General features: G+C 74.4%; 11 protein-coding genes. 6 read left to right on the forward strand and 5 right to left on the reverse strand.

Annotated features, from left to right (window positions below; all coding sequences use genetic code 11):
• Nucleotides 1-15 precede the first annotated feature (15 nt).
• The 3 genes from ACIHAD_RS14885 to ACIHAD_RS14895 form a co-directional block, all read right to left on the reverse strand.
• Nucleotides 16-1,278, reverse strand: a complete 1,263-nt coding sequence (locus tag ACIHAD_RS14885) for a M20 family metallopeptidase (protein ID WP_397354956.1) — start codon at nt 1,276-1,278, stop codon at nt 16-18.
• Nucleotides 1,275-2,459: an amidohydrolase family protein gene (locus tag ACIHAD_RS14890; protein WP_397354957.1), complete on the reverse strand. Its 1,185-nt coding sequence runs from the start codon at nt 2,457-2,459 to the stop codon at nt 1,275-1,277. The genes ACIHAD_RS14885 and ACIHAD_RS14890 overlap by 4 nt, the downstream gene beginning before the upstream one ends.
• A gap of 61 nt (nt 2,460-2,520) precedes the next feature.
• Complete coding sequence (locus ACIHAD_RS14895) at nt 2,521-3,609, reverse strand: alpha/beta hydrolase (RefSeq protein WP_397354958.1); 1,089 nt, start codon at nt 3,607-3,609, stop codon at nt 2,521-2,523.
• Nucleotides 3,610-3,687: 78 nt separating this feature from the next.
• Here ACIHAD_RS14895 and ACIHAD_RS14900 point away from each other — a divergent pair, with 78 nt between their 5' ends.
• On the forward strand, nt 3,688-5,412 hold the full coding sequence (locus ACIHAD_RS14900; protein WP_397354959.1) for a phosphatidylglycerol lysyltransferase domain-containing protein: 1,725 nt from the start codon (nt 3,688-3,690) through the stop codon (nt 5,410-5,412).
• A gap of 10 nt (nt 5,413-5,422) precedes the next feature.
• On the opposite strand, the gene ACIHAD_RS14905 is transcribed toward ACIHAD_RS14900, so the two are convergent.
• Nucleotides 5,423-6,031 carry a hypothetical protein gene (locus ACIHAD_RS14905; protein ID WP_397354960.1) on the reverse strand — a complete coding sequence of 203 codons (609 nt, stop codon included), beginning with the start codon at nt 6,029-6,031 and terminating at the stop codon, nt 5,423-5,425.
• A gap of 197 nt (nt 6,032-6,228) precedes the next feature.
• Here ACIHAD_RS14905 and ACIHAD_RS14910 point away from each other — a divergent pair, with 197 nt between their 5' ends.
• The 5 genes from ACIHAD_RS14910 to hutH all read left to right on the forward strand — a co-directional run bounded on the left by ACIHAD_RS14910 (nt 6,229) and on the right by hutH (nt 11,734).
• Nucleotides 6,229-6,846 (forward strand): MFS transporter, encoded by a 618-nt coding sequence (locus tag ACIHAD_RS14910; RefSeq protein ID WP_397354961.1) that lies wholly within the window; start codon nt 6,229-6,231, stop codon nt 6,844-6,846.
• A 135-nt stretch (nt 6,847-6,981) separates the two neighbouring features.
• Entirely contained in the window at nt 6,982-8,055 is a 1,074-nt protein-coding gene (locus ACIHAD_RS14915; RefSeq protein WP_397354962.1) for an ABC transporter substrate-binding protein, read from the forward strand.
• A complete protein-coding gene (locus tag ACIHAD_RS14920) occupies nt 8,048-9,160 on the forward strand; it encodes a FecCD family ABC transporter permease (RefSeq protein ID WP_397354963.1) in 1,113 nt (370 codons plus the stop codon). The genes ACIHAD_RS14915 and ACIHAD_RS14920 overlap by 8 nt, the downstream gene beginning before the upstream one ends.
• Entirely contained in the window at nt 9,150-9,935 is a 786-nt protein-coding gene (locus ACIHAD_RS14925; RefSeq protein ID WP_397354964.1) for an ABC transporter ATP-binding protein, read from the forward strand. The genes ACIHAD_RS14920 and ACIHAD_RS14925 overlap by 11 nt, the downstream gene beginning before the upstream one ends.
• 131 nt (nt 9,936-10,066) lie before the next feature.
• Complete coding sequence (gene hutH, locus ACIHAD_RS14930) at nt 10,067-11,734, forward strand: histidine ammonia-lyase (protein ID WP_397354965.1); 1,668 nt, start codon at nt 10,067-10,069, stop codon at nt 11,732-11,734.
• A 97-nt stretch (nt 11,735-11,831) separates the two neighbouring features.
• On the opposite strand, the gene ACIHAD_RS14935 is transcribed toward hutH, so the two are convergent.
• Nucleotides 11,832-12,851 carry a TNT domain-containing protein gene (locus tag ACIHAD_RS14935; protein WP_397354966.1) on the reverse strand — a complete coding sequence of 340 codons (1,020 nt, stop codon included), beginning with the start codon at nt 12,849-12,851 and terminating at the stop codon, nt 11,832-11,834.
• Nucleotides 12,852-12,928: the final 77 nt, after the last annotated feature.

The raw sequence follows: 12,928 nt of genomic DNA on the forward strand, positions 1-12,928 counted from the left end.
CGGCAGGGGCCGGGTTCAGGCGTTCCTGGAGAACAGCATCCCGTTCACGCCGGCGGGGCCGGGCAGCGCTGAGGCGGCCGCGAGGTAGCCGGCCAGCAGGCTCTCGGCCACCGCGCCCACGGCGGCGTCGCCGGGCAGGAACTCGGGGCTGTGCAGGCCGGCGGCGGTGTCCACGCCGACGAACATCATCAGCGACGGCGCCACCGCGGCGTAGTGGGAGAAGTCGTCGGCCCCGCACGAGCGCAGGCCGCCGTCCACCGTCCAGCCCTGCTCGCGCAGCAGCCCTGCGGCGCGTACGGCCAGCCCGGCGTCGTTGACCAGCACCGGCTCCCCCGGCAGGATCGTCACCTCGGCCACGCAGCCGCACGCCCTGGCGACGTCCTCGACCACCTGGGTGAAGCGTTCGTGCAGCTGCTGGCGCCAGCTCTCGGACATGGCCCGCAGCGTCCCCCTGGCCACGGCCTCGCCCGGCACGGCGTTGGGCGCGGTGCCGGCGTTGACCGTGCCGAAGGTGACCACGGTGGGCATCATGGGGTCGGCGGACCGGCTGACGACCTGCTGGGCGGTCACGATGACCTGCGCCATGGCCACGACCGGGTCCCGGGTGAGGTGGGGGTAGGCGGCGTGGCCCTCCGCTCCCCTGACGACCACCCTGAACTCGTCGGAGGAGGCGTTGACCGCCCCCGGCACGGAGGCGACCGCGCCCTCGGCCAGCAGGGGCTGCACGTGCGCGCCGATCATGGCGCCGACCTGGTGGCGGTGCAGCACGCCCGACCCCACGACGTCGGAGGCGCCGGAGGGGAAGCCCTCCTCGCGCGGTTGCAGCACGACCAGCAGGGGCGGGTCGGCGCCGAGCCGGTCGAGGGTCCTGGCCAGGGCGACGACGGCCGCCATGTGGACGTCGTGCCCGCAGGCGTGCATCGCGCCACCGGTGGCGGCCCAGTCGACGCCGGTGCGCTCGACCAGCGGCAGGGCGTCCAGCTCGCCGCGTACGCCCACGGCCGGGCCCGGACCGCCGACGCGCAGGACCGCGCCCGTGCCGGCCACGTGCTCGACCGCCCCGGCGGGCAGCGCGTCGAGCAGCCGCGCCCGCGTCGGGCCCTCCTCGCCCGACAGGCGGGGCGCCGCGTGCAGCTCGCGGCGCAGGGCCTGCGCGGCGGGCAGCTCCCGCCGCAGGCCCTCCCGCAGCACCGCGTAGGCGGTGCCGCGCGCCGTGCCGTTCCCGATGACGGCTCCGTCGACGGGCCCGTTGATCGTATGGCCCCCGAAGTCGTTCACCCCGTGCTCTCCTCCCGTGTTCCCAGTCCGTAGACGCGTCGCGCGTTGTCCGCCCCGATCATCGCCGCCACCCGCATCGCCTGCTCGGCCGACCATTCGCCGTCCATCACGAGCCGGCCGAGCACCCGCGCCGTCGCCCGCCGCCACAGCACCGCGCCCAGGTGGTGCAGCTCGGCCGGACCCCACCCGTCGGACGAGAACAGGATCTTGGCGAACGGCGCCACCTCCAGGCTCTCGGCCACCAGCGCCACGCTGCGGGCCCGGGTGCAGGTCACACCGAGCCCCACGTCGAAGAAGACGTTGGGGTAGGCCTGCGCGAGGAACCCCGCGTGCCGCTGGAAGGGGTAGCAGTGCAGCAGCACCAGCGGCACCCCGGACGGCTCGGCGCGTTCGACGAGGCCGCGCAGCAGCAGCGGGTCGGCCCGGCGAAGGTCGAGGTCGGGGTCGCCGAGGCCGGTGTGGAACTGGATCGGCAACCCACGCTCGATCCCGGTCCAGATCACGTGTCGCAACAGCACCGGGTCCGTCAGTTTACCGCCGCCGGAGCCGAGCCAGCGCCCGGCCGCCTCGGTGACCTCGGCCCGGCTCGGCGGCTCGGGGTCGAGGTCGAGGCCGTGACGGTAGGCGGCGACGCTCTTGAGCCCGCGCGCGCCGCCGGCGCGCTCCCACAGCTCGCGCGCGAACGCGTCGGCGAAGGAGGCCGCCGTGCAGCCGCCGGCCGCGACCTGCTCGGCCACCGTCTCCAGCCGCACCACCTCGTCGGCGGGCACGCCGGTGAGCTCCGCCATGCCGGACGGCCCCACCAGCTCCTCGCCCCGGTAGCCGGTCTCCACCAGGTAGTGGGCCACGCCCGAGGCGCCCAGCAGCAGCCGGTTCACCTCATCGGCCCCCAGCCGGGCCCTCCTGGCCAGGTACTCCTCCGGCGTGCAGTGCGGTTCGAGGCCGAGGACGGGCGCGCAGTGGCGCAGGATGGCGTACCCGGTCTGGGAGTCGAACTGCGTCATCCACTCCGGCACCGGCCGGTCGGACTCGGTGATCAGCTCCTCGAACGCGGTGCGCGACAGGTCGCGGGGCGTCACCCCGTGGGTGTGATGGTCGACCAGCGGCAGCTCCTCGATGGCCCGGACGAACCCGGCCGGGGCGAGGTCGAGGTCGGCGGCGGTGGCGTACACGTCGGTCACGGAGAGGTCTTCTCCCCCGTGGGCGCCAGGATGAACCACCCCGGCCCGATCGGGCCCTCGCCTATGGGGCCGTGGCGGGCTCGGCGAGCTGCTGGAGCAGCCACGGCAGCGCCTGCGGCAGCTCGCGGTTCCAGGTGTTGAAGTTGTGGCCGCCGCTGGGCAGGATCAGCGACGAGGCCCTCATGGGCGGTCTGACGGCGTTCAGGAACCGCTCGGTCGGCAGGTAGTCGGCCTCGCCCTTCCTGCTGCTCGTGACGAGCACGTCCACGGGCGGCGCGGGCAGCCGGGCCAGGCGCCACATCAGGTCGTTGCGGTCGGCCAGCGCCTTGTCGCCGTGGAACAGGTCGCCGGTGGTGCCGTCCACGATCGTCTTGTAGTAGCCCGACAGGGAGACCGCGGCGGAGAACGCGTCAGGACGGCTCATCGCCAGATTCAGGGCGCAGTAGCCGCCGGTCGAGCCGCCCAGGACGCCCCAGGAGTCGCGGCCGGGCGCCGCCCGGTAGTGCGCGGTCACGACCTGCCGGACGTCGGTGGCGAAGTACGTCAGCGCCTGCGGGCCGCCCGGCACGTCCACGCACTCGGTGTCGCGCGGCAGCACCACGCTCGGCCGCATCATGACCAGGACGGCCGGGTTGACCTGGTGCAGGGCGATGGCGTGCGCCAGCCGTCCGGGCAGGTCCATGCGGGTCATGAGGTTGCGCGGGTCGCCCGGGTAGCCGGTGAGGGCGAGGATCGCGGGGAATCTGCGCCGCGGGTCCTTGAAGTAGGCCGAGGGCAGGAAGACGTACGCCTCCTCGCTCAGGTGCGTGGTCGCGCCCGGCAGGACGACCTCCTCGATCCGCCCGCCGGGGACCGCCCGGCTGTCCAGCACCCGCAGCCCGGCCGCGGCCCCGGCGGCGGTGATCTGGGCGGTGCCGGTGTCGGCGCCGAGCAGGTCGTCCCAGGAGCCGTAGAAGCCGAAGTAGTAGTTGACCAGCAGCGCGAGCGCCGCCACGGTGAACGTCTGGCAGGCGGCCAGCAGGCCCGTCCGGCCCAGCACCGGCGGCAGGCCCCGCCCGGCCAGCCGCGGCCACACCCAGACGGTCCCCGCGAGCGCGGCCACCGCGAGCACCGCGGCCGCCGCCAGCAGCGCGATCGAGGTCAGTCCCATGAACAGCAGGAATATCCCGGACGGCGTAAGCGCGTGGTTAACGGCGAGATTAACCGGCAGGAGTTTCAATCAGTATTTGTGAAGCGTCCTTGGATCCCCGCGCTGGCGGGTTACGCGTCGCTGGTGATCGGCCTGCTGGACATCCTCAAGGCCGTGGCGCCGCGGCTGGAGCACACGCGGATGGGCCAGTGGTCGGACCTGCTGCCCGGGACGGTGACGACCGTGGCGCGGGCGACGTCGCTGGTGGTCGGCATCATGCTGGTGATGATCGCGCACGCGCTGCGCCGCGGGAAGGTGCGGGCCTGGCGGGCGGTGGTGGTGCTGCTGCCGCTGAGCGCCGTCATGGGCGTGCTGCACCTGCGTCCGGTGACCGCGGCGATCAGCATTGTGCTGATGGCCGTGCTGGTGGCGGGCAGGCGGGAGTTCACGGCGCTGTCCGACCCGCGCTCGCGCTGGCGGGCGCTGTGGAACCTGCTGGTGCTCGGCGCGATCGACATGGGGCTCGGCTACGTGATCGTGAGCGCCCGGCCGGGGGCGCTGGTGGGCCGTCCAAGCGTGGCCGACCGGCTGGAGCACGTGGCGCTGGGGCTGGCGGGCATCGAGGGGCCGGTCACGTTCACCGTGGAACGCGTCTCCGACCTGGTCTACTTCTCCCTCGTCGCGCTGGGCGCGCTCACCGCCGTGACGACGCTCTACCTGGCGCTGCGCCCCGAGCGGCCGGTCGCCGAGCTGACCGCCGACGACGAAGGCCGCCTGCGCGCCCTGCTGGCCGCCCACGGCGAGCGTGACTCGCTCGGCTACTTCGCGCTGCGCAGGGACAAGAGCGTGATCTTCTCGCCGTCGGGCAAGGCGGCCGTGGCCTACCGCGTCGTGTCCGGCGTGATGCTGGCCAGCGGCGACCCGATCGGCGACCGCGAGGCGTGGCCGGCGGCGATCGGCGCGTTCATGGCCGAGGCGCGGCGGCACGCCTGGGTGCCCGCCGTCATCGGGTGCGGCGAGACGGGCGGCGAGGTCTGGACGCGGGTGGCGGGGTTGTCGGCGCTGGAGATCGGCGACGAGGCCATCGTCGAGGTCGCCGACTTCACGCTGGAGGGCCGCGCGATGCGCAACGTCCGGCAGATGGTCAACCGCACCCGCCGCGCCGGGTACGTCTGCCGGGTGCGCCGCGCCCGGGACGTGCCGGAGGAGGAGAAGGAGCAGATCCGCCACGCCGCCGGCCTGTGGCGCGGCACCCAGACCGAACGCGGCTACTCGATGGCGCTCGGCCGCTTCGGCGACCCGGCCGACGCCGAGTGCCTGGTGGCCACCGCCTGCAAGGACGGCGACCTCAAGGCCGTGCTGCACTTCGTGCCGTGGGGGACGCGGGGTGTCTCCCTGGACCTGATGCGCCGCGACCGCGACGCCGACCCGGGGCTCAACGAGCTGCTGATCGCCGAGACGCTGCGCGCCGCGCCGTCGCTGGGGATCACGCAGGTGTCGCTCAACTTCGCGATGTTCCGCGCGGCGCTGGCCCGCGGCGACCGGCTCGGCGCGGGGCCCGTGCTGCGGGCCTGGCGGTCGGTGCTGCTCTTCCTGTCGCACTGGTTCCAGATCGAGTCGCTGTACCGGTTCAACGCCAAGTTCCGCCCGATCTGGGAGCCGCGCTTCGTCGTCTACCCGAACGCCCGCGACCTGCCCAGGATCGGCGTGGCGGCGCTCCAGGCCGAGGCGTTCATCCCCTCGGGCCTCCCGCTGCGCGCCCGCCTCCGCCTCCCCCGCCCCTTCCACCACGACCCCGCCACCGCCGCCCCCCAGACCCCGTGAACCGCCCGGTTCAGGGAGGGGTGGCGGTGCCGGGGGCGGGCCACATGGTGTTGAGGCGGCCGGCGGTGGCCTGGTAGGCGCGTTCGGCCTCCGGCGTGAGGACGACGTCGGCGCCCGGACCGGCGGCGGCCAGGCGTTCGCGCAGGACGATGGAGTCGGCGGTGTCGGCCAGGTCGAGCAGGCCGGTGAAGCGGGCGGCCGACGACACCAGCTCGGTGGCGGGCAGGTCGGTGGCGACCGCGTCGAGGGCCTGGCGGACCACGCCCTTGCCGACCGCGCCGAGGCCGAGCGCCACGGCGGCGGCCGACAGGGTGGCCACGTCGAGCGGGTCGACGTCGACCAGGCGCAGCGGCACGTGCTCGACCTGGCCGCCGGGGGCGTACAGGCGGCCGGCCAGGCGGGAGGCGGCGGCGCGCCTGCCCTGCGTGGGGCCGATCGCGCGCCAGAGCCGGCGCAGCGCGGTCAGCGCGATCCCGCCGGCGAGCGGGGCGGGCAGCGGCGAGCCCACGGACTCGGCGGCGCGCAGCACCAGCAGCAGCCTCTCCAGCTCGCCCACCACGTGAGCCAGCTCTTCGCCCAGGTCGGGGACGAGGACCGCGCGCGGGCCGAGGCCGGTCATGTGCGGCTCCTCACGGAGCCCTCGTCGTCGAGCGGTCGTCGGGCGGCGGAGGAGTCAACCGGAGGGTCACATTCGGAGCGTACGCCCGCCTGTCGCCGCCGCACACCCCAGTGGGAAGCCCGCCTCCCCCGCCTCGTGCACGCGGCGCACCCCCGTGAGACGCGGGCGGCCCCGGCGTGTGGGAGGATCTGGCCTCGATGGGTCCATGGTCGGTGGTGCGGTGGCTGCGTGCGGCGAGCTTCGCCGGCACGTGCGCCGCCCTGGCCGCGCTCGCCCACCTGGCGGGCGGCGGCTGCTTCGACCCCGGGGCGCTGGTGGCGGGGTTCCTGCTGGTCCTGGCTCCGGCCCTGGCGCTGACCGGGCGTGAGCGCACGCTGGCCGCCATCGTGCCCGCGACGGGCGCCTCGCAGGTCGTCCTGCACGTGCTGCTCTCCATGAGCTGCGACCATCCCGTCCCCGCCCCCGGCGCCGCGAGCCTGGGGCACGTGCACGACACGGGCGCCCCGGGGTTCGGGATGCTGCTCGTGCACGGGGCGAGCGTGCTGCTGACGTCGGTCTGGCTGCGCTGGGTGGAGTCGGGGCTGTGCGCCCTGGTCCGCGAGCTGGCCGGACGGGTGCTGCGCCCGCTGCTGGTGCTGTTCCTCGCCGTGGCCGGGTGGGCCGCGCCGGCGCGTACGCCGGTGGACGGGCGCGACGACGTCACCGCGCGGGTCCGGCTGTTCCTGCGGCACGTGCTGGTGCTGCGGGGGCCTCCCGCCGGAGGACCGGAGCCGTGGTGGCCGGTCCGTCCGACGGTCGTGGGCCCGCCCGCCTGAGCGCGCCCGCGGTCCTTCGCGCGCCCGTCCCTCGCGGTTCCTCCGACGACAATCCCGGCTCGCCGCCTTGTCCGCCCCCGCCGTGGGGCCGGTGCGGCGTGCGCGCCTCCGGACTCGACTCTGAGGACATCACCCATGAGACCTTCCCGTATCCGCCGGGCCTCGGCGGTCGCGCTGGTGCTTCTGGCCGCGGCCTGCGGCGCGCCCGCGGCGACCGGCGGCGAGGCGGCCACCGGCGCGCCGGCGCCCGCCGGCCGGACCGTCTATCCCCTCACCTTCGACAACTGCGGCACGCGGGTCACCTTCCGCCGCCCGCCGCAGCGCGTCCTGATCCTGAACGGCACCAGCGTGGGCGAGGTGGAGAGCTTCCTGCTGCTCGGGCTGGACCGCAGCATCCTGGCCAACGCCCAGAGCTACGGCGTGTCCGACGACCCGTCCATGACGGCCCGCATCAAGGCGCTGCCGACCGGCGGGCTGACGATGAACAAGAACTTCGACGTGCCCGCCGAGCAGGTGCTCAAGCTCAAGCCGGACCTGGTGGTGTCCACCTGGTCGGGCGGGTTCGACCCCACCCGGGGCTTCGCCACCCGTGAGCAGCTCGCCGCGGCCGGCATCACCTCGCTGGTCAACCCGGTCAACTGCGCGATGGGCAAGCCGGACGCGACCGAGCAGGAGAAGCGCGCCTACCGCAACCAGTCGATCAACTCCTCGCTGGAGTTCCTCAGCCTGCTCGGGCGGGTGTTCGACGTGCAGCGCAAGGCGTTCGACCTGATCGGCGGGCTGCGGGCGCGGGTGGAGTCCGTACGGGCCCGCGTCGCGGGGCTGCCGCCCAAGAAGGTGCTGATCGCCTATCCCGGCATGGCCATGATGAACGCCAACGGCCTGCCCGCCGTGATGACCGGCGGCATCTACGACGACGTCATCAGGGCGGCCGGCGGGGTCAACGCCTTCGCCGGCCAGACCGCCGACATGACCCGCACCCTCAACCGCGAACAGCTCGCCACCGCCCAGGTGGACGTGCTGGTCGTCGGGCTGTTCACGCCCGAGGAGAAGGGCGAGGAGGCGGCGGCGAAGTTGTTCGCCGCCTACCCCCACTGGGCCGCGTCCAGGTCCAGGACCTTCACGGTCGTCTCCGACGGCGTCTACCTCGGGCCGCTGAACGCCTGGGCCGTGGAGAAGATCTCCAAGGTGGTGCATCCCGTTGGCTGACACGCTGACCGCGCCGCCGCGCCGCGCCGCGTCCGTCCCGCCGCGGCGGCCGCACGCGGTGTCCGGGCGGGCGACCGGGCTCCTGCTGGCCGGTCTCGGGGCCGCGCTGGTCGGGGCCCTGGTGATCGGGATCTCCGCCGGGTCGGTGAACCTGCCCCTGGACCAGGTGTGGGGGGTGGTGTGGGCGTACCTGACCGGGCGGGGCGAGCAGGCCGATCCGCTGCTCGCGCAGGTCGTGTGGGAGATCCGCACGCCCCGGGCGCTGCTGGCCGCGCTGGCCGGGGCCGCGTTGTCGGTGGCCGGGGTGGCGTTGCAGGCGCTGGTCCGCAACCCGCTCGCCGACCCGTACGTGCTGGGGGTGTCGTCGGCGGCCTCGCTCGGGGCCGTGCTGGTGCCCGCGCTCGGGGGCGGCGCGCTGGCCGGGCTGACCGGCGCGCTCGGCGTCACCGGGGCCGCGTTCGCCGCCGCGCTGCTGTCGGCGCTGGTGGTGTACGTCCTGTCCCAGCGTTCCGGGCGGCTGCTGGACTCGTGGCTGGTGCTGACCGGCGTGGCCGTCGGCTACCTGTGCTCGGCGGCCACCACGTTCGTGCAGCTCCAGCTCAACCCGACCGAGCTGCAGGGCATGATGTTCTGGCTGATGGGCAGCGTCGCCGGGGCGTCCTGGGCGGATCTGGGCGTGCCCGCGTTGCTGGTCGTGTGCTGCGTGGCCTGGCTGTCGTCGCAGGCGCGGGCGCTCAACGCGCTGCTGGCCGGCGAGGAGGCCGCCGTCGCGATCGGCGTGCCGGTCGCCGCGCTGCGGATCGGGCTGCTGGCGGCCGGGTCGCTGCTGACGGCGACGGTGGTCAGCGTGGTCGGCGGCATCGGGTTCATCGGGCTGATGGTCCCGCACATGGTCCGGTTCGTGGTCGGGGCCGACCACCGCCGGGTGCTGCCGGTCTCGCTGCTGGCGGGCGCGGTGTTCCTGGTGCTGGTCGACCTGGCGGCGCGGGTGGCCGACCGGCCGAACGAGCTGCCGGTGGGGATCTTCACCACGGGGCTCGGCGTGCCGTTCTTCCTGTGGCTGCTGCGCCGGCGACGGACGGGCGGAGGCGGCGATGCGGCTTGACCTCGCGGGCGTCAGCGCGAGCATCGACGCGCGGCCCATCGTCACCGACGTCACGCTGAGCGCCGGGCCGGGCGAGTTCGTGGCGCTGGTCGGGCCCAACGGCAGCGGCAAGTCCACGCTGCTGCGCACCGTCTACCGGTCGCTGCGGCCGTCGGGCGGCGTCGTCCGGCTGGACGGCGACGACCTGTGGCGCATGCGTCCCCGGCACGCCGCGCGGCGGCGGGCGGTCCTGCCGCAGCACAACCCGGCCGGGGACGGGTTCTCCGTGGCCGAGGTCGTCGCGGCCGGGCGGCACAGCCACAAGCGGGCGCTGGACCGGGAGAGCGCGGGCGACCGGACGGTGGTCGCCGCGGCCCTGGAACGGGTCGGCATGGACTGGGCGGCCGACCGGCTGATGACCACACTGTCCGGCGGCGAGCGGCAGCGCGTGCTGCTGGCCCGCGCGCTGGCCCAGGAGGCGCCGCTGCTGATCCTGGACGAGCCGGGCAACCACCTGGACGTGGGCTCCCAGCTCCTCCTGCTGGACCTGATCCGCTCGCTCGGCCTGACGCTGCTGGCCGCGCTGCACGACCTGGACCAGGCCGCCGCCTACGCCGACCGGATCGTCGTCCTGCGCGAGGGCCGGGTCGCCGGGCAGGGGCCGCCTCTGGAGGTGCTGACCCCGGCCTTCATCGAGGAGGTCTTCGGCGTCCTGGCCCACGTGGGGCCGCATCCGATCACCGGGCGGCCGCACATCGCGGTGGCGTCCAAGGCGGGAGGTAAGCGCCTGCCATAGGGCCGGTCAGCACTCGTCCCCCGGTGCGGAGCCGTACCCGGCGCCGTCCGTCCGCCCGGCTATAAACGGAGCGGAGTGGATCTTCGTCGTGAAGGGGCCGGGAGACCGTGTCGATCAGCAAAGTAGGACGAATGGCCGCCGGTGTCGGCCTGCTCGCGGCGGTGTGCGTGCCGCAGCGGGCCGTCGCCGTCCCGGAGGCGCCCCCGGCCCCGGCCCCGGCGGCGGTGCCGGTGCTGAACCTGGTGCTGGACGGCGGCCGGTTCGCGCTCCGCGACGCCTTCGCGATCCTGGCGGGCCGTCCCGTGCTCGCGCGGGTGTCGGACGCCGCGCGGGCCCGCATGGCCCGGTCGCGGGCGGGGGCACTGGCGGCCCTGAGCGGCCAGCGGGTGTACGGCTGGAACCAGGCGCTCGGCCCGCTGAAGGACCGGCCGCTCTCGCCGGAGCAGGCCGAGCAGTTCCAGCGCAACGTGCTGCGCTCGCACGCGGCGGGCGTCGGCCCGGCCTTCCCGGACGACGTGGTCCGGCTGGCCCTGGTCCTCAAGGCCAACCAGATGGCCAGGGGGCGGACGGGCGTACGGCCGGAGGTGCCGCAGCGGCTGCTGTCGCTGGTGAACGCGGGGGTCGTGCCGGTGATGCCGCAGATCGGCTCGCTCGGCACCGGCGACCTGCAGCCGCAGGCGGCGGCCGGGCTGGCCGCGCTGGGCGAGGACGCGCCGGTGCACTACCGGGGCGAGGTGGGGCCCGCCTCGGAGATGCTGCCGCGCGCCGGGCTGCCCGCGAGCTTCGCCTTCGAGGCCGGGGAGGCGCTGCCAATCGTCAGCGGCAGCACGGTGGTGGCGGCCACGCTGCTGCACGCGGTGCACCGGGCCACGGTGCTCGCCGACCAGGCCGAGGGGGCCTTCGCCCTGTTCATGGAGGCGACCAGGGCCGAGCGCGGCTCGCTGGACGCGCGTACGCACCGCGAGCGGCACATCCCGGAGGAGGATGCGGTCGCGGCACGGCTGCGGGCCATGGTGGCGGGCTCGGGCTGGATGACCGAGGAGGGACGCAGGCGGCTCGACCCGGCCGGCTACACCCCGCGCGTGCAGGACGCGGTGTCCGTACGCGCCGCCCCGCACATCATGGCCGGGCTGCGGCAGGTGCTCGCCGCCACCCGCCGGACGCTGGCGCGCGAGGCCAACTCCTCGACCTCCAACCCGCTGGTCTTCCGGCGGGAGCGCGGCCCCGGCTACGAGTTCGTGATGGGCGGCAACTGGGACGGCTCAATCATGGGCCACCTCGCCGACAGCCTGAACGCCGAGATCACCGACCTCGGCGTCCTGTCGCAGGAGTTGTCGGGACGCCTGCTGTCGCCACGCTGGAGCTACGGCCTGCCGGCGAACCTGGCCGGCGGGAGCGTGGGCCTGAACTCCGGGATGGTCCAGGCGCAGTCGGTGGCCGCGGCGGTGGTCCCCGAGATGCAGGTCAGGGCCCATCCGGCGGGCACGTTGTCGCGTCCGGTCAAGGACGGCCAGGAGGACCACAACACGATGGCGATGGCCTCGGTCCGCGACCTGCACGAGAACCTCGACCGTCTGGAGATCGTGCTGGCGGTGCAGTACCTGATGGCGGCGCAGGGCATCGACCTGATCGCGGCGCGGATGGCCGGCCTGCCGCTCGGGACGGTGACGCGCGGCCTGCGCGACGAGCTCAGGCGGTACGTCGCGCCGCTGGGCGACGACCGCTACCTGACCCCCGACCTGGAGCGGACGGTCTCGCTGGTGCACGAGGGCGGGCTCACGCCGTACCCCGCCCGGTGACGCCGCCGAGCGCGCCACCGATCCAGGCGGCGACCTCGACGGCGACCTCGGCGGCGTCCGGCACGGGCGGGGGGCGGGAGCGCGGCGCGGCTGGTGCCTAAGGCCGCCCGGATGTGGACGGGCGGCCCGCCGGGACGGGCTTGCGGACCGTGGTGTACGTGCCCCGGTTGATCGCGTCCCGGGCCGTCGTGCCGCGGTTGATCACGTCACGGGCGGCCGTGTCGCGGGCCGTCATGTCCTGGGCCGTCATGTCCTGGGCCGCCGTCATGTCCCGGGCCGTCGTGTCCTGGGCGCTGGTGTCCTGGATGGTGGTGTCCTGGGCCGTCGTGTCGTCGGTCCTGACGGTCACCAGGACCGGCTCGATCTCCTCCAGGTATCCGTTCGCCAGCAGCCAGCTCACCGGAACCTCCTCGCTGGTCTGCGGAGCCTCAGGGATGTACCTGCTGAGCACGTGGTACTGCGTGCCGCCGCCCGGCTGCTCGAACGCGGGCGCCGCCGGTCCCACCTCGACGCGGAACGACTTGAGCACCCGGAACGCGTGGTAATTGCACAGGTGCTGCGGATCCTGCGGGTTGGTGTTCAGGTTGCGCGGCGGCAGTGCGCGCTGGGTGAACTGGTCGCCCAACGGCGACAGGAACGCGCCCGTGTAACCGCCGAAACGGTCGAGCCTCATGCCGATCTGCAGAAACGTCGTCTTGAGCAGCAGCCTTCCGTTCGGGTAATTACCGGAACGACCGAACCCGGAGTCGGGCGGGAAACGGTAATTGTTCGCGGCGTAGTCCCAGTAACGCGAGAGGAAGTGCTGCGGGGTGAGACCGCCCAGCGGCACGTAGTCACGCAGAAGGGTGCCGAGATAGCCGGTCCGGGGCAGGATGGTCGGCCCCAGATCCGGGTCGCCGGTCACGTACGGAGGCCCGCAGACCAGGCCGCCGGCTTCCGGGCGTCCCTTCTCGGGCTCGCCCTTGCCGGGCGGGGGCGTCGGCGCGAGGGGGATCGGCCGGATGAGCGGGGCGGTTTGCCGCAGTGTGCTGTCGGCGTGCGCGGGCGCGCCCCCCATGGCGTCGGCCACCAGGCATGCCGCGGCGACCAGGACGACGCTACGTCGGTGATTTCGCATGACTTTCCCATTGATCGTACAGAAGAAGCGAATGAAGAGAGATCGTGAGCGATTCAGCGACACCCGCGACGGCGGCC

The sequence above is a fragment of the Nonomuraea sp. NPDC052265 genome (genome assembly GCF_044547985.1).
In the GTDB taxonomy this organism is placed as follows: domain Bacteria; phylum Actinomycetota; class Actinomycetes; order Streptosporangiales; family Streptosporangiaceae; genus Nonomuraea.

Excerpts from the sequence above, each read along its gene's own strand:
- ACIHAD_RS14895 (WP_397354958.1), bottom strand. The coding sequence starts at position 3,609 with ATGGGACTGACCTCGATCGCGCTGCTGGCGGCGGCCGCGGTGCTCGCG.
- ACIHAD_RS14905 (WP_397354960.1), bottom strand. The coding sequence starts at position 6,031 with ATGACCGGCCTCGGCCCGCGCGCGGTCCTCGTCCCCGACCTGGGCGAA.
- ACIHAD_RS14910 (WP_397354961.1), top strand. The coding sequence starts at position 6,229 with ATGGGTCCATGGTCGGTGGTGCGGTGGCTGCGTGCGGCGAGCTTCGCC.
- ACIHAD_RS14915 (WP_397354962.1), top strand. The coding sequence starts at position 6,982 with ATGAGACCTTCCCGTATCCGCCGGGCCTCGGCGGTCGCGCTGGTGCTT.
- ACIHAD_RS14925 (WP_397354964.1), top strand. The coding sequence starts at position 9,150 with ATGCGGCTTGACCTCGCGGGCGTCAGCGCGAGCATCGACGCGCGGCCC.
- hutH (WP_397354965.1), top strand. The coding sequence starts at position 10,067 with ATGGCCGCCGGTGTCGGCCTGCTCGCGGCGGTGTGCGTGCCGCAGCGG.
- ACIHAD_RS14935 (WP_397354966.1), bottom strand. The coding sequence starts at position 12,851 with ATGCGAAATCACCGACGTAGCGTCGTCCTGGTCGCCGCGGCATGCCTG.